The sequence below is a fragment of the Pseudoalteromonas sp. SR43-2 genome, from assembly GCF_014163885.1.
Lineage (GTDB): Bacteria > Pseudomonadota > Gammaproteobacteria > Enterobacterales > Alteromonadaceae > Pseudoalteromonas > Pseudoalteromonas distincta.
In genome coordinates this window covers 25,908-42,853 of sequence record NZ_JACJED010000002.1, presented here as the reverse complement: position 1 = coordinate 42,853, position 16,946 = coordinate 25,908, and the positions used below count along the sequence as shown (strand labels likewise).

The 16,946-nt window shown below is 38.6% G+C and carries 12 protein-coding genes and 2 tRNA genes; 7 read left to right on the top strand and 7 right to left on the bottom strand.

All coding sequences use genetic code 11. The annotated features are described in order from the left end of the window. Positions 1 to 159: 159 nt before the first annotated feature. The gene (locus H5120_RS01880) at positions 160 to 2,673 is read left to right on the top strand and encodes a glycoside hydrolase family 3 protein (protein ID WP_182673403.1); all 2,514 of its coding nucleotides are present in this window, start codon (positions 160 to 162) and stop codon (positions 2,671 to 2,673) included. Positions 2,674 to 2,746: 73 nt separating this feature from the next. Next, entirely contained in the window at positions 2,747 to 4,471 is a 1,725-nt protein-coding gene (locus H5120_RS01875; RefSeq protein ID WP_182673402.1) for a glycoside hydrolase family 9 protein, read from the top strand. Between the two features lie 440 nt (positions 4,472 to 4,911). On the opposite strand, the gene H5120_RS01870 is transcribed toward H5120_RS01875, so the two are convergent. From H5120_RS01870 to H5120_RS01855, 4 genes are all read right to left on the bottom strand, one after another. Continuing rightward, positions 4,912 to 4,988: transfer RNA gene (locus H5120_RS01870), tRNA-Val, on the bottom strand. A 26-nt stretch (positions 4,989 to 5,014) separates the two neighbouring features. Next, positions 5,015 to 5,091: transfer RNA gene (locus tag H5120_RS01865), tRNA-Val, on the bottom strand. A gap of 113 nt (positions 5,092 to 5,204) precedes the next feature. After that, positions 5,205 to 6,269 carry a DUF3080 family protein gene (locus tag H5120_RS01860; protein WP_182673401.1) on the bottom strand — a complete coding sequence of 355 codons (1,065 nt, stop codon included), beginning with the start codon at positions 6,267 to 6,269 and terminating at the stop codon, positions 5,205 to 5,207. Then, complete coding sequence (locus H5120_RS01855; RefSeq protein ID WP_182673400.1) at positions 6,232 to 7,602, bottom strand: MATE family efflux transporter; 1,371 nt, start codon at positions 7,600 to 7,602, stop codon at positions 6,232 to 6,234. The genes H5120_RS01860 and H5120_RS01855 overlap by 38 nt, the downstream gene beginning before the upstream one ends. Positions 7,603 to 7,730: 128 nt before the next feature. Between H5120_RS01855 and H5120_RS01850 the strand changes: the two genes are divergently transcribed. Next, entirely contained in the window at positions 7,731 to 8,357 is a 627-nt protein-coding gene (locus tag H5120_RS01850; protein ID WP_182673399.1) for a riboflavin synthase subunit alpha, read from the top strand. Between the two features lies 1 nt (position 8,358). Here the strand turns inward: H5120_RS01850 and H5120_RS01845 are convergent, their stop codons facing one another. Together H5120_RS01845 and H5120_RS01840 are read right to left on the bottom strand one after the other, a co-directional pair. Then, positions 8,359 to 8,562 carry a CPXCG motif-containing cysteine-rich protein gene (locus H5120_RS01845; RefSeq protein WP_002962509.1) on the bottom strand — a complete coding sequence of 68 codons (204 nt, stop codon included), beginning with the start codon at positions 8,560 to 8,562 and terminating at the stop codon, positions 8,359 to 8,361. A gap of 103 nt (positions 8,563 to 8,665) precedes the next feature. Continuing rightward, entirely contained in the window at positions 8,666 to 9,538 is an 873-nt protein-coding gene (locus H5120_RS01840) for a fructosamine kinase family protein (RefSeq protein WP_182673398.1), read from the bottom strand. 124 nt (positions 9,539 to 9,662) lie between these two features. Between H5120_RS01840 and H5120_RS01835 the strand changes: the two genes are divergently transcribed. The 4 genes from H5120_RS01835 to H5120_RS01820 all read left to right on the top strand — a co-directional run bounded on the left by H5120_RS01835 (position 9,663) and on the right by H5120_RS01820 (position 14,110). Next, positions 9,663 to 10,355 carry a DUF445 domain-containing protein gene (locus H5120_RS01835; RefSeq protein WP_182673397.1) on the top strand — a complete coding sequence of 231 codons (693 nt, stop codon included), beginning with the start codon at positions 9,663 to 9,665 and terminating at the stop codon, positions 10,353 to 10,355. Between the two features lie 226 nt (positions 10,356 to 10,581). Beyond that, entirely contained in the window at positions 10,582 to 11,367 is a 786-nt protein-coding gene (locus H5120_RS01830; RefSeq protein ID WP_002962505.1) for a hypothetical protein, read from the top strand. 100 nt (positions 11,368 to 11,467) lie between these two features. Further along, positions 11,468 to 12,850 (top strand): amidohydrolase, encoded by a 1,383-nt coding sequence (locus H5120_RS01825; protein ID WP_182673396.1) that lies wholly within the window; start codon positions 11,468 to 11,470, stop codon positions 12,848 to 12,850. A 12-nt stretch (positions 12,851 to 12,862) separates the two neighbouring features. Beyond that, a complete protein-coding gene (locus H5120_RS01820) occupies positions 12,863 to 14,110 on the top strand; it encodes an amidohydrolase family protein (protein ID WP_182673395.1) in 1,248 nt (415 codons plus the stop codon). Positions 14,111 to 14,388: 278 nt separating this feature from the next. Here H5120_RS01820 and H5120_RS01815 read toward each other — a convergent pair whose 3' ends face one another. Then, positions 14,389 to 16,611 carry an NADP-dependent isocitrate dehydrogenase gene (locus tag H5120_RS01815; protein WP_182673394.1) on the bottom strand — a complete coding sequence of 741 codons (2,223 nt, stop codon included), beginning with the start codon at positions 16,609 to 16,611 and terminating at the stop codon, positions 14,389 to 14,391. Positions 16,612 to 16,946 lie beyond the last annotated feature (335 nt).

Below are 16,946 nucleotides of genomic sequence, written 5' to 3'. Positions count from 1 at the left end.
TGTATTATCGAACAAGTTTAAATATTTAAAACAGTTTTAGCGTTCAAATAAAGTGTATTACACGTATTAGAACGCCTAAAACCTCTATTTGAACGACATTATAGTGTATTTGTAATAAAACTATTCGCCACACTAACAAAGTATCAGGTTATCAATTTAATGAAAAATATTTATTCTTCATTTGTTTTAGGCTCATTTTTGAGCATGTCATGCTCAGCTGCATTTGCTAAAAATGATATAACGCTATGGCCAAAACAAAAACCCGCAATAGAAAAAAATGCATCGCTAGAAGCTGACATTACACGCTTAATAAATAAAATGTCGCTTGAACAAAAAGTCGGTCAAATGGTTCAAGCAGAAATAACATGGGTCACTCCGCAAGATGTAAAAAAATACCATTTAGGATCGGTTTTAAATGGAGGGGGTACATTTTTGCATAATGACCGCAATGCAAGTGTGTCTGATTGGGTGTCGTTTATGGATGAGTTGTACTTAGCCTCAATGGATACATCCGCTGGTGGTTTAGCTATTCCTGTTACGTATGGTATTGATGCCGTACATGGAAATAATAAATTTATTGGCGCTACTTTATATCCTCATAATATTGGTTTGGGTGCAGCCCATAACCCCGCGTTAATTTATAAAATTGGTGAAGCAACAGCAAAAGAAGTCCTCCTTGCAGGAATCGATTGGACCTTTGCACCTACATTGGCAGTTGCCAGAGATGATCGGTGGGGGCGAACCTATGAAAGCTACTCTGAAGATTCAGAGATAGTTGCTTTGTATTCAAAAGAAATGATTGAAGGACTGCAAGGTAAAGTAAACACATCTAACTTTTTAGATGACGACCATATCTATTCTACCGCTAAGCATTGGGTAGGCGATGGTGGTACTTATCAAGGGATTGATCAAGGCGATAATAGAGAAACTGAAAAAGATTTAATTAAAAATCATGCTGCGGCTTATTTTCCGGCTATAAAAGCGGGTGTACAAAGTATTATGGCCTCGCATAATATGTGGAATGGACTGCGTTTACATGGCAGTAAATATCTGCTTACGGATGTGTTAAAAACTCGACTCGGTTTTGATGGCTTTATTGTAGGCGATTGGAATTCGCATAGTAAAATACCTGGCTGTACTAATGATAGCTGTCCACAGGCTGTAAATGCTGGGCTTGATATGTTTATGGTAGTCGAAGACTGGAAAGCTTTTATAGGTAATACTATAGAGCAAGTTGAAAATGGCATTATTCCCATTGAACGTATTGACGATGCCGTTAGGCGTATTTTGCGCGTAAAAATGCGTTCGGGGCTATTCAATAAAGGACTTCCATCAAAGCGTAAATACGCAAACCAAAAACAATTATTAGGTGCTCCTGAACACAAGGCGATTGCAAGGCAAGCTGTACGAGAATCTTTAGTACTGCTGAAAAACAATAATAATTTGTTACCGCTTAGCCCAAATAGTAAAGTTTTAGTTGCTGGTGACGGCGCTGATAATATGAGTAAGCAAACTGGCGGTTGGACGATTAATTGGACTGGTGAGGGTAATGTAAAGTCTGATTTTCCTGGAGGCACATCAATTTTTGATGGTATTGAGCAGGTGGTAAACAAAGCCGGTGGTAAGGCTGTATTAAGCCCTGATGGAAGCTTTGATGAAAAACCCGATGTAGCTATTGTTGTATTTGGTGAAAACCCATACGCAGAGTGGATTGGTGACTTGAAATCAATAGCTTATCAGGCTCACTCTCATCGTGACGCTAAATTAATCGAGTCATTAAAATCAAAGGGCATAAAAGTGGTATCTGTATTTTTATCTGGCCGGCCACTTTGGGTTAATAGAGAAATCAACGCATCTGATTCGTTTGTTGCTGCTTGGCTTCCAGGTAGTGAAGGCGTAGGTGTAGCTGACGTGTTATTTACCAATAAAAAAGGAAATATCGAGTATGACTTCAAAGGTAAGCTTTCTTTTTCATGGCCTAAATACGCGTCGCAAGTTGTATTAAATAGATTCGACAAACCGTACGACCCATTATTTGCTTATGGATTTGGTTTAACTTACAAGGATAATGTAAATCTTGGTAAGTTAAATACTCACAATGATTTTGTATTTGAAGTACCCACTAATACACCCTATGTAATTATGCAGGGGAGGGCAAAAGGTGATTGGAACTATCAATTGCAAACAGAGCAAGAAACAAAGGATATCCAAACTCCGGTCGGTAAAATTCAAGGCTTAAGTATGATTGAAGCTGACAAGGAAATTCAAGGAGACGCAAAAGAATTCACTTGGACTGGCAGTAATCATGCTTCTGCATTAATTAGCTCAACATGGTACAGAGAGGATTTATCGCAGTACTTAATCAATAAAAGTGCCTTGACATTCGATGTGCGTGTAGAAGCCTACCCAGAAAAAACGTTAAATGTTCAAATGGGCTGTGGTAAAAGCAAGTGTGGTTCGTTTGACATAGCGCCTATTATTAAAGAATTTAAATTAAGTACATGGAATAAAGTATCGATAGACCTATTGTGTTTTGCTAATAAGGGAGTTGAATTTGAACGCTCTAGTGCGCCATTTGTTTTATCAAGTGAAGGCGCAGCTAAAGTACGCGTTGCTAATGTTCAATTTGAACCTAAAGCAAAGGAAACAGCTAATATAAAATGCGGTGAATAAATGGCAAAGGGTGCATATTAGTGCACCCTTGTTGTATTTTCGCTTGAATTTATGCACATACGGAAAGGGCATTATGAAAAATGTTGTTTTAAAATTAACGTTAATCGCTGTGCTTTTCTTGAGTGCATGCACGGCGGTAGTAAAAGATGATTTTAGTAAACTGAGCACAGAGTCATCTAATCAAAAAATAGCAGTTAATCAGCTTGGTTATTTAGTTAATAGCGAAAAAATAGCAATAGTGCCAAATGTAACCGCTACTACTTATGATTTAGTGGATGTAAATACTAATAAAATAATACGTAGCGGCCAGTTATCACACGCTAAAATGTGGGACAACTCAGGAAATGACACCTTTAAACGCGCTGTATTTACAGATATTGTAACGCCAGGAGATTACCTTTTACGTGTAAAAGGAGTGAGAGATTCTGCCGTATTCTCAATTAATAATCATGTATATGACTCGATTCATACAGCGGCGTTAAAATACTATTACTTAAATCGTTCAAGTATTGTAATAGAGAAAAAGTATGCAGGTATTTATGCGCGGCCTTTAGGGCATAAAGACGGCGACGTGCTTTATCACTCATCAGCAGAGCAAGGCGATGACTTTAAAGCGAAAGAGGTGCAATCTCAAAAAGGCTGGTACGATGCGGGCGATTATGGCAAGTATGTTGTTAATTCTGGTATTACCACGTACACATTACTTGCGGCGTTTGAGCACTACCCTGAAGTGTATCAAAAGCAAATATTAAACATCCCTGAATCGTCAGATGACGTCCCCGATATTATAAACGAAGCACTATGGAACCTTGAATGGCTGATCACTATGCAAAGCGATGATGGGGGGGTTTATCATAAACTCACAACGCGTGAATGGCCAGGCTATGAAATGCCGCATGAAGATAAAAGAGCGCGCTACATGATAGGAAAAAGCACAGCGGCTAGCCTTGATTTTGCCGCGACGTTATCGGTGGCCAGTAGAGTAATTGCTCCCTATTATCCCAATAAAAGTAAGCAATATTTAGCGGCTGCAATTAACGCATGGAAGTACTCGCTTGAAAATCAAACCCAATATTATGAGCAACCTGATGATATTAAAAGTGGAGAGTATGGTGATAATCAGCTAAAAGATGAGTTTGCTTGGGCCGCTGCAGAGTTATTTATAACAACTAGAGATAAAGGTTTTTATAATACTTACAAAGAGATAAATATTCATTATTCAGCTCCTTCATGGAGAAATGTATCGTATCTTTCTATAAGCAGTTTACTGTTTAAAGCAAAAGATTTATTGAGTGAACAAGAATACGAAGATCTTAAAATAAAGCAAAAACACTTAGCTGATGTGTATTTAAAACAACATAAAAATAGCCCATATATTGTTGCGATGGAAAAGTCTGACTTTGTGTGGGGAAGTAATTCAGCAGCGTTAAATAAAGCGATAATTTTGCTACAAGCCGCTGAGTTAAATAATAATTCGCAGTACTTAAAGGCTGCGCAAGGGCTTGTTGATTACATTCTAGGACGCAACCCAACAGGATATTCGTTTGTTACTGGTTTTGGTGATAAAACACCACAAAACCCGCATCATCGAATTTCACAAAGTGATGGCATTACAGCTCCAGTACCAGGTATGTTAGTTGGCGGTCCCCAAGCTGGGCAGCAGGATGAGTGTAACTATGATTCCAACGAACCTGCAAAATCATACAGCGATAGCTGGTGTAGTTATTCAACGAACGAAGTGGCAATTAATTGGAATGCGCCTCTTGTATATGTGCTAGGAGCGTTTGTTAGCCGGTGATACTTACTTGAATCTTTTTATTATAGCTATAAATCACTGGTATAAAGCTTTAGCTTACCAGTTGTGTTCAATAGTATGCGGTGTGTTTCCTTACTTTACGCTAGTAGAAGTAGAGCAGATAGCCTAGAGCTGTCATTCCCTGTTGTGCTGTATTTATACATTGCCATTCAATCTTATAATTTGACTTGTAATTATCAGGGGTGGGGGTCTAATTTTGAGGTGGATTAAAGAGCTAAAAATGTGCTTTGGGCGCTTGGGCACTAGTTTGGGCACAAATCGATAATAACTGTAATTTTTAGGATGATCTTTTAAGGCTTGACTCTCGTTATTTTTAAATTTTGAATACAAAATAATAAAAAGCTAAGAATTTAATTTTTAACAAAAAATTAAATGGGTATATTGAATAGGGTTTTTTAACTGTTTGAAATATAGAGTTTAATTGGTACGACCGAGTGGATTCGAACCACCGACCTCTACCATGTCAAGGTAGCGCTCTAACCAGCTGAGCTACGGTCGTACAATTTTTTTAGGGTTCTTAAATGTTGGTACGACTGAGTGGATTCGAACCACCGACCCCTACCATGTCAAGGTAGTGCTCTAACCAACTGAGCTACAGTCGTATTACTTTATTTAAGTAAGTGTTAATTGCTTAACAACGGCGGCTAATATATAGCGTGGCGGTTGGTGAATCAAGCAAGTTTGTTGTTTTTGAGTTTATTTGCCGTTTTTTTATTCATATTGGGCTTATTTCACACGTTTTATAAAAACCTTGCCACCAAACCACATGTTTTTTAGCTGAGCTTTTAAGTAAGTTCAGTAAGTTACTGGTCGAGCCCGTTTTGACTAAGTTATTAATTTGAGGACTTGAGATACTTTCGTTAAACCAAAGCTCGTTATAAAGCGGTTGTAGTGCCTCTAGATAACCAGTTAATTGCGCTTGATAGGGCTGAATTTCTTTTAGGTAAAACTTTTGAAATACGTTGCTTATGATTTTTGCGTTTTTATTATTTTTATCCACTGGGCACAGCGTATTAAAGTTTAGTGTTTTTACAAACTGTGTGGCGTTGTTATTTAACACGACCTGCATACGGACTGATTGAATGAGTGCTTGGTTAAATTGAAATTTATTAAGCTGCTCGAGTGCGCTAAAAATAGAATCGCTATTAATTGTACTAAACTCTTTAGCCTTAATTTGCTGTTTAATGATTACAAGTTGCTTTAGCGCAAATACGGTATCGCTAAAACCAGCTGGTTCAGTAGTGAGCTCGTTTGTGGTGAGTTGCCAGGTACGATTTAACTCAGGTTCTTTAAATAACATGGTATTAAAAAAGTACATTAGGTGTGTTTCTTTATAGTTTTTGGCTGCGAGTATTTTTGTGTAACTAGGGCTATTTTTATCAAGCGTATTTAAGCAAACCTGCGCACTTTTAATAAAGTTTATTTGATATTTTAATTGCCCAGCAGCGCTGGCTGTTTTTCCTAATTGGTTATTGTGCTCACTTATAAGCACGTTAAGCTTACATTGGCTAATGCCTGCAAGCTCCACAATACTCAGTGTTAAGTCACTTTGTGCTATTGGGGGAGGCTGCAGTAAAGGGAGTTGCTTGAGCGGCGTAGGCTGTGTTGGACTTGCATTAACTGTGCTACTTAAGCGTTCAATATAAGTAGCGTTTACAGTACTTTGTGGTTTGTTGCAGCCAGTAAGCATTAAAAAACACATTACCAGCAAAGCAGCTGGTAATGTTTTAAGGCTGAGCTTATTAGTTTTGATTGAGTGTATCACTGTTAGCAAATTCATATTTTAGACGCTTTCTTACTGTTAGCATTAATAAAATAGCAGCGACGCTAAGGCCTACTATTATTCCAACCCAAAAGCCATGCGGCCCCATAGCTGGCACAATTATGTCTGTTCTTGCCAATACGTAACCTAAACAAAAGCCGATTAACCAATACGATATAAACGTAATATACGATATAGGCGTGGTGTATTTTAACCCACGAAGCATGCCATTTGCAGCAACCTGTAATGCATCGGGTAACTGGTAGACACACGCTAGTATCATAATTGATGAAGCCAGAGCCATTACAGCGGGGCTGTCGGTATAAAGTTGGCTAATTAAATCACGACCTGTAAAAGTCATAAGTGCCAAAAATAGTGCAATTACAATAGCTAATATGTAACTAGTCGATACGGCAACTTTTAACTGCTGTAAATTATTTTGACCATATAGATTACCAATACGAATACTTATAGCAATAGAGAGGCTTAGCGGCATCATAAACAGCAATGTAGTTACACTCGCTGCTATTTGATGCCCCGATACAGCCACTGCACCTAAATGCGCAATAAATAGCGGTATACACGCAAATAAAGTGACTTCAAAAAAGGTGGCAAGTGAAATTGGTATACCTAGCTTAGTAATAATACCAATGGTAGTGAAATTAGGTTTTTCGAATGATGAAAGCATGCCTTTAGCATCTACCTTTTTACTCATTTGGCAGTAAGTAACTTGTGCTATTGCCATAACAGTTAAAACAATTGCTGTGGCAATGCCACAGCCTGCGCCGCCATAAGCAGGAAAACCAAATAAGCCGTTTATGAAAATATAATTTACTGGAATATTAACGGCTAAACCTAATAGGCTTATATAAAAGGCGGGTTTGGTCATCCCCATGCCCTCGGTAACGTTTCTGTATACTGTAAAAATTAAAAATCCAAACACACCCCATTTCACAAAATGGATGTAGTCAATGGCAAGGCTTGCAATAGCAGGCGTTGTATCGAGCTTTAAAATAATGGCATATGCTAAATGGGCAATACCAAAACCTGTAAAGCTTAAAATAGCGGTTAAATAAAGCGCTTGTTGAAAATAGTGGCTAATGCCTTTGCGATCATCGCTGCCCGAAAACTGCGCAATAATACCAGTAAGCGCTAATAAAATACCTTGCAGAGCAAGTAATAATGGGTTCCATATTCCTGTTGCAATAGAAAGTGCAGCTAAGTCAGTAGGGCTAACTTGGCCGGCCATAATTGTGTCGACTACCGACATTAAGATAAGTGTAACTTGCGCTAAAAAAACAGGTAAGGCTAGGGAAAGTAAACGCTTGGCTTCCCAATTGCAAAAGGTCATAAAAAAAGCTATTAAATAAAACAGGCGGCAATTGTAATCTATTGCGTTTCAAATAAAAATCACAGTAGTGAATGATTTTATGAGTTGATACGTTAAACTAGCACTTTGTAATAATTTTAAGTGATTTTATGTTTACAGGAATAGTGCAAACACAAGCAACAGTGGTCTCTAAAACTCAAGCTGATGGTGTGTTACGCTTAGTTGTATCGGTGAGCGATGAGTACGTTAAACATTTAGATTTAGGCGCAAGTATTGCTATTAATGGCTGTTGTTTAACGGTTGTGCAAGTTGAGCTAAGTAATCATGATGTGGTGGCGCAAGTGCATTTTGATGTGATTGACGAAACTCTAAAGTTAACTAATTTAGGCTTGCTTGAGCTAGGTAGTTTAGTAAATTACGAACGCTCTGTTACGTTTGGTACTGAGCTAGGTGGGCATATAGTGTCTGGGCATATTCATTGTACGTCACAAATCTCTCAAATAGTGAAACTTGAGAATAACTGTAAAATACAATTAAGCTTGCCAAAAGAGTGGAAAAAGTATGTGTTATATAAAGGCTTTGTTGCTATAAATGGCGCAAGCTTAACCGTAGGCGAAGTTGATGAACAAGGTTTTTGGATACACCTAATTCCGGAAACGCTCGCCATTACAAACATTGGTGCAGCGCAAGTGGGTGACAAGTTTAATATTGAAGTTGATCAGCAAACTTACACTATTGTAAATACGGTAGAGAACTACTTACGCCATCAGGCTTAAGTTAAAATATTTGTTCGTCGTCACTGTCTACGTGTAGCTCCAATTTATTGTTAGCATGGTCTATATGCATATTTAAATGAATTGGGTTACAACAGGCAGTGCAATCTTCTATATAGTCTTGATCGCCGCTGCTTGCGTCTAAGTCTAGATGTATGTGGTGTCCGCAGTGTGGGCACGTTATTCGTTGTGATAAAAAATCTTTCATAATCACTCCAGTTATAAATAATTAAGTTAGGTTCAACTTAATCGCTTACAGATGAACGTCTACTTACTCATTAAATATAGTGCTCAAATGCAGCTTATGACACTTATTTTATATCTTCAAATACCAGCTTTTCTATATGTTGTTTAGCTTCAGTAAGATAGTGACCGGCAAAGATGTTGGCATGATTTAAAATGGGGTATAGCTGGTATATTAACTTACGTTTTTCGTAATTTTGAGAAAGCGGGTAGTGCGCATTATAGGCGCTATAAAAGTCTTTAGGCAGTGGGGCAAATAGTTCGCTCATTGCAATATCCACTTCCCGATCACCATAATAGCAGGCAGGGTTAAATATTGTTGGTTCTGCTTTTAAAAATCCCATATTGCCACGCCAAAAATCGCCATGTAGTAATGAAGGTTGTACTTGATGACTATGTAGTTGCTCTTTTACGGTATTAATTAAGCGTTCGGGCTTAATAAAGTTAATGCCTTTTTCAGCGAGTAGTTGTAATTGCCACCCTATACGCTCTTCGGCGTAAAATACATCCCACTTTTTGTGCCAGCGGTTTGGCTGTATGGTCGTGGCTAGGTAATTGTCTACATCAAAGCCAAACATAGCTTGGTCATGTTTTTGATGCATTTTAGCGAGGTTGCGCCCCATATTAGTCCACGTGTCGTGGGGTTGTTTATCTAAAACAAGCCATTGTAAAACAATAAACGAAAACTCTATATTTGCACCAGTTGTAATACATTCTGGTACTTTAAAATTACTATTTTGAGCCAAAAGCTTTAAGCCAATAAATTCACTTTCTAAACGTTCGAGCTCGCTTTTTAGTGCTATTTTAACGAAGTAGTTATGCGTACCATTGGTAATATGAAATAGTTTGTCGGTGTTTGTACTTTGTAATTGGCGTTTGTAGGTGTGCTTAAAGTCAAAATTAATGGCTTGGCTGATGTGCTCATTTACTGTTTTCCACATAACAATTGCTCGCCTTTTAAACAGATACTTAAACTATGGCAAAAAGGTATTAATTTAACAATCTAAACGTTGTAAAATTAACGGCTATATTGAATAAAATTACACTTACTGTAGTGGAGTTAAAATGAACAAAAGTTTAATAACCAATTTGCTAGCGGGTTTATGTGTTGTTGTAGGTTTTATGTTTAACCAAGCAATTGTGTTGTCTGTTGGTTTATTTGCACTTTCTGGCGCGGTAACTAATTTATTAGCTATTCATATGTTATTCGAAAAAGTCCCGTTTTTATATGGTTCTGGAGTTATAGCGCTTAAGTTTGAAAGCTTTAAAGTAGCTATACGAAACCTGATATTAACGGAGTTTTTTTCAGAGCAAAAAATTAATAATTTACTCAATAAAGCGCAGCCTAATATCGACTTTGAGCCAATAATTAGCAATGTTGATTTAAACCCTGCATTCGACAATTTGTTAGAGGTAATAGAGCAGTCTCAGTTTGGTAGTATGCTAGGAATGTTTGGCGGTAGAGCGGCAATAGAGCCGATGCGTGAAAAGTTTATTGAAAAAATGCAGTTGTCGCTTAGTGAGATTTCTCAAACTGACGGCTTTAAAGCATTAGTAAGCCAAACACTTTCACAAGGTAATAGCGCAGAAAGCCTACATAAAACGGTGCTTAAACTAGTTGATGAGCGCTTGGATGAGCTTACTCCTAAAATGGTTAAAGAGATTATTCAGACCATGATCCGCGAGCACCTAGGTTGGCTTGTAGTATGGGGCGGTGTGTTTGGTGGTTTATTTGGTTTAATAGCGGCCGTTATTTAAATCTAGCGACTAATAAAAAACATAATCATTCTATTGCATTAAATAGTGTACTTACTGCGTTAAAAATTATTTGTATAGAATAACTACACGTTGTTATTTGTGCCTGTTATTGCACTATTTTCTTAGCGAAATAATAGAGCACTAATTTAATGCAATTGGTATAACTTATTTTTTCAGGCTGTTATTATCGCCCCCATAATTTAGTCGTGTTTTTTTAGGAGTAACGGTGAGCAAAACGTTAGCCAGTTATTATCAGCAAGCATACGCTTGCGATCAGCAGCATTTTAATCAGTGTTTTTATTGTGGCTGTGAAGCGACAGAGCGCGATCATTGTCCGCCACTGCATATGCTACAAAGTATCGTTGATTTGGGTGAAGAGGCTGACTTTATCTCTATCCCTGCGTGTTATGAGTGCCACGCACTTTTACATAACGAAAGACTGATGACGATTGATGAGCGCTTTACCAAGCTTAAAAAAAAGCTCTCAAATAAATATGCTAAACCACTGCGCGTTTATAACATGTGGGAAGAAAGCGAACTTGGCGACATGAGCGACGAGTTTGCCCATAGTATTCAGGCGGGTATGAAATTAGGCAAAGAAGCCGCTGAGCGTTTAGCCTTTACGGGTTTTAGCTATGCCACAGAAGATGCCAAAGTAGCAGTGCGCGAAAAAACAAAAGAGTTTGATGTAGAAGGCATGATATTTACCGACTTTAAAGAGGCGCTAAATTACTGCATTAACGATTTAAATGTTCAAAAAAGCGACTTTTATAAAATTTTGGTTGAAGACTATCAAGGCGATTTTAATAAAGCATTGAGCCAGTATCGTCATCGTCATGACAAAGTAACGGCGGCTAAAGATGGTAATACACTTATTAAAGATTTTTCTAAGCTACATAAGCAAAACTCTGATTTTGTAACGCGTACGGTTAAGCACTTTATTAGTAAAGATCCCTCGCTTACCACCGAAGGTGCGCTTGAAAAGCTATATAACAATTATATAAAGAAATAATTACAGAAATTCATCTTAATTAACTGCGTTTTCACCTGTTTTTTTGGCTTTATTCCTTAGCTTTCGCTAAAGTAGCAAAAAAACAGGAGATCCAAACAACATGCAAAAATTTGCACCTTCTTTATTAGCGGTTGGCTTAGCTGCTGCACTTGTAGGCTGCCAAGAAAACGGCCCACAAGACGATAAAATAACAATTAACAAAAATCCTTACCCAAGTACTTATCAGCCAATTTCTACATCAAGCACTCTTATTACAAATGCAACAGTACTTACCGGTACTGGTGAGCGTTTAGATGAGGCTGATGTATTACTTGTTGATGGTAAAGTACAACAAGTAGGTAAAGACTTAACAGCCACTGCTGATATAACAATTGATGCACAAGGAAAATGGGTAACACCGGGTATTATTGACGTACATTCACATTTAGGCGCATACCCAAGTCCTTCGGTCGAGTCGCATCAAGATGGTAACGAAATGACCAGCCCTAACACTGCAGAAGTGTGGGTTGAGCATTCTGTTTGGCCACAAGATCCAGGCTTTAATCGTGCACGCGAAGGCGGCATTACTTCTCTACAAATTTTACCAGGCTCAGCTAACTTATTTGGTGGACGCGGCGTTACGCTTAAAAACGTACCAGCGCACACTATGCAAGGGATGAAATTTCCAGAGGCGCCGTATGGTTTAAAAATGGCGTGTGGTGAAAACCCTAAACGTGTTTATGGTCGTCAAGGTGTATTGCCTTCAACCCGTATGGGTAATATGGCTGGTTACCGTATGGCATGGGCTGAAGCCGCTGAGTACAAACGTGCATGGGATAAATACGATGCCGATTATGAAGCCGGTTTAAACCCAGAAGCGCCAGTACGTGATATTAAACACGATACGCTTCGCGGTGTGCTTGAAGGCGAAGTACGTATTCATAATCATTGTTATAAAGCTGAAGAAATGGCAATGATGATTGACCTGTCAAAAGAATTTGGTTACCACGCAGGTACTTTTCATCACGGTGTAGAAGCATATAAAATTGCTGACTTACTTGCGCAAAATAGTTCGTGTGCTGCACTTTGGCCAGACTGGTGGGGCTTTAAAATGGAAGCCTACGACATGGTTCAAGAAAACGTTGCTATTGTTGATGCGGTTAAAAACTCGTGTGCAGTTGTTCACTCAGATTCAGATACTACTATTCAGCGTTTAAACCAAGAAGCGGGCAAGGTGATGTACCGAGCTAACGAAAATGGTTTTGATATTTCTGAGCAACACGCTATTAAATGGATCACGTCTAACGCTGCTAAATCGCTAGGTATTGATGACAAAACAGGTTCACTAGAAGCGGGTAAGCAGGGCGATGTTGTTATTTGGAATCAAAGCCCATTTAGTGTCTATGCTAAAGCTGAACAAGTGTTTGTTGATGGTGCAAAGGTTTACGATAGAAACGACAGCGCGTACCAAGCAACAAGTGATTTTATGTTAGGTCAACAATAAGGAGCACCCAGAATGAAAAATTTATCACGTTCGTTTTCGCTTTCTCTGGTTGCTGCAGGATTATTAGCATCTGGTGCTGTAAGCGCACAATCACTAGCAATTATTAATGCAACATTGCATACGTCTTCTGATCAAGGTGTATTAGAAGCGGCAAGCATTGTAATGACAGATGGTAAAATCACAGCGATTAACCCAACTGAAATTAAAGTAGATCAAATTATTGATGCAAAGGGGCAAATTGTAACCCCTGGCTTTATAGCAAGTATTAATCAACTTGGTTTAGTTGAAGTAAGTGCAGTTGCAGGCTCACGCGATGCAGGTGAAGAAAAAGCCGGTATTGATTTTGATGTAAGCCTTGCTTACAACGCACATTCAAGCTTAATTCCTTACGCTCGTAAAGGCGGCGTAACACGCGATGTAATTACTCCCCATAGCGGCGATAGCATTTTTTCAGGCCTTGCGAGTGTTGTTGATTTAAGTGGTAGTTTTGACAGCGACATGCAAAAACAAGCGGCTTTAATTGTTTACTTAGGTGAGCGTAGTAAAGGCTCACGTGCTTTTACTTTGCAAACACTTATTAATAAGCTTGATGAGCACAAAACTAAAGCTGGTAAAAAAGCGAAAAAAGACGATGACAAGCCAAGTACTGAAGATAAAGTAATGGCTAAAGTACTCAGTGGTGAAATGCCATTAGTGGTTGGCGTTTCGCGTGCGGCGGATATTATTGAGCTAATTAAAGTAAAAGAGCAATTTGGTATTAACCTAGTACTTAATGGTGCGCAAGATGCTGTTGTAGTAAAAGAGCGCGTTGCTAAAGCAAATATCCCAGTAATTATTAGTGCAATGGATAGCTTACCAGGAAGCTTTGATTCACTTCATGCGAGTTTAGATAATGCAAGTGTGCTTGAAAAAGCAGGCGTTAAAGTATTATTAACGGTAGGTGGTGATGCAAGTCACAATATTTATCAGCTGCGTTTTGATGCTGGTAATGCTGTGTCGTACGGTATGAGCCAAGAAGGTGCGTTAAAAGCGCTTACATCAAACGTTGCTGATGTATTTGGCATTAATGCAGGTAGTCTTGAAGTTGGCAAAGCTGCTGATGTAGTAATATGGAGTAATGACCCGTTTGAGTTAAGCAGCCATGTGAGCAAAATGTTTATTAATGGCGTTGAGGTTTCTACACAATCTCGTCAAGATAAACTGCGTGACCGTTATACGACAGATTCAAAAATGCCACGTGCATATACCAACCCGCAATAATACTTAATCAATTTGAGGGATTAAATCTGACGGTAACTGCGTTAAAAATTTCTGATATAGAGCAACTAAATAACGAAATTTTTGCCTTGTTATCGACAAGATTTTCTTGCCTCAAAGTTGATCACTTAATTAAGCGAATTGGTATGATACTAATTAATTAATTAAATTTAATTATTCAAAGGCCGCTATTTTATAAATAGCGGCTTTTTTTGTAAAGTTTAGACATAAAAAAGCCGCTTACTTTTACAAGTAAGCGGCTTTTAAATTTAAACCGATATTTATACTAATTTAGCAAGAATATCGTTAAATGTAGTGCTTGGACGCATTGCTTTAAAGGCTGCATCATCGTTAGGCTGGAAGTAACCGCCTAAATCAACTGCAGGGCCTTGCGCATCGTTAAGTTCACTTACGATTTGCTCTTTATTAGACTCAAGGTCACTAGCGATTTGAGTAAACTGTGCTTTAAGTTCACTGTCATCATTTTGCTTAGCAAGTTCTTGTGCCCAGAATAAAGATAGGAAGAAATGAGAACCACGGTTATCAATTTCTTTCACTTTACGTGACGGCGATTTGTTTTCAGCTAGGAACGTACCTGTTGCTTTATCTAGGGTATCAGCAAGTACTTGTGCCTTGTTGTTACCAGCAGTTACGCTTAAGTGCTCAAGTGATGCAGCAAGTGCTAAAAATTCACCTAAAGAATCCCAACGTAAGTGGTTTTCTTTTTCGAATTGTTGAACATGCTTAGGTGCAGAACCACCCGCGCCAGTTTCAAATAATCCACCACCGTTCATAAGTGGAACAATTGAAAGCATTTTAGCACTCGTACCCAACTCTAAAATTGGGAATAAATCTGTAAGGTAATCACGTAGTACGTTACCTGTTACAGAAATCGTGTCTTTACCTTCTTTAATACGTGCTAGTGAGAACAATGTTGCTTCAAGCGGTGCTAAAATTTGAATATCTAGGCCAGCTGTATCGTGATCTGGTAGGTATTTATTTACTTTTTTGATTAGCTGCGCATCATGTGCACGGTTTTCGTCTAACCAGAAAATAGCTGGAACGCCTGTTGCGCGTGCACGATTTACTGCAAGCTTAACCCAATCTTGAATTGGTGCGTCTTTAACCTGACACATACGCCAGATATCGCCTTGCTCAACATTGTGCTCAAGTAATGTATTACCATTTGCATCAACAACACGGATAGAACCGTCCGCTTTTGCTTCAAATGTTTTGTCGTGTGAACCGTATTCTTCAGCTTTTTGAGCCATAAGGCCAACGTTTGGAACGCTACCCATTGTTGTTGGATCAAACGCGCCATTTTCTTTACAAAAATCGATAGTTGCTTGGTAAACACTTGAGTAACAACGATCAGGAATTACAAAGCTAGTGTCTTGTAATTTACCATCGTTATTCCACATTTGACCGCTTGAACGGATTGCTGCAGGCATAGATGCATCGATGATCACGTCACTTGGTACGTGTAAATTTGTAATACCACGGTCAGAATCAACCATAGCAATAGCAGGGCGGTTAGCGTAAACAGCTTGAATGTCTGCTTCGATTTCTTCGCGCTTAGCATCGTCTAATGTTTGAATTTTAGAATATACGTCGCCTAAACCATTATTTACATCAACACCTAGCTCTTCAAAAAGCTCACCGTGTTTAGCAAATACATCTTTGTAGAATACTTTTACAGCGTGACCGAAGATGATTGGATCAGATACTTTCATCATTGTCGCTTTCATGTGAAGCGAGAACAAAACACCTTTTTCTTTAGCAGCGTCAATTTCTGCAGCTAAGAAAGCTTGAAGCTTAGAAGCGCTAATGCTTGATGCATCAATAACTTCGCCAGCTAAAAGAGGTGTGCTTTGTTTAAGAACAGTAACGTCACCGTTAGTTGCAACATGTTCAATACGCACATCAGTGGCTGTATCAACAGTTACTGATTTTTCTGAACCGAAGAAATCGCCTTCGCTCATACTTGCAACGTAAGACTGAGAATCTTTGCTCCACGCACCCATTGAATGTGGGTTGTTACGTGCATATTCTTTTACAGAGCCTGGCGCGCGACGATCTGAGTTACCTTCACGTAGTACAGGGTTTACTGCACTGCCTTTAATTTTGTCGTAAGCCGCTTGAATTGCTTTTTCTTCATCATTTTTAGGTTCAACAGGGTATTCTGGAAGAGCGTAACCTTTTGCTTGAAGCTCTTTAATTACAGCGCGAAGCTGTGGTACAGATGCACTGATGTTTGGTAATTTGATGATGTTTGCTTCTGGTGTTTTAGCAAGCTCGCCAAGTTCAGCAAGTGCATCACCAATGCGTTGTTCTTCTGTTAAATAATCAGGGAAGCTAGCAATTACACGACCTGCTAATGAAATGTCGCGAGTTTCAACTTCAACACCGGCCGCATTTGTATATGCTTGGATGATCGGTAGCAACGAATAAGTTGCTAGTGCCGGAGCTTCGTCCGTTTTTGTATAGATAATTTTTGATGTCATCATCATTCCTAGATAGTCGACCGATAAGGTCTTATTCAACAATGCAAAGAAAATCATTACCTATGAGTGAGTACATATTATTAAACAAGTTAATGAACACGTACGCTCGTAATGAATAGTTTGTTAGGTGTTGGTACTCAGCGTTGCTCTTTTATAAAAGCAGAATAGTCACACCTGACGAACTGGAATCGTATTTATAGCTAAAAAATCAACAAAAATAAATCAGCCTTTAGCCTAGTACATATAAAAGAGGCGATAAGGTGTTATGCACAATTTTTAGCACCAAGAGTGTAACAAGCTTAAATAAAAAGGGCTAGAGTTTGAGCATGCCCAAT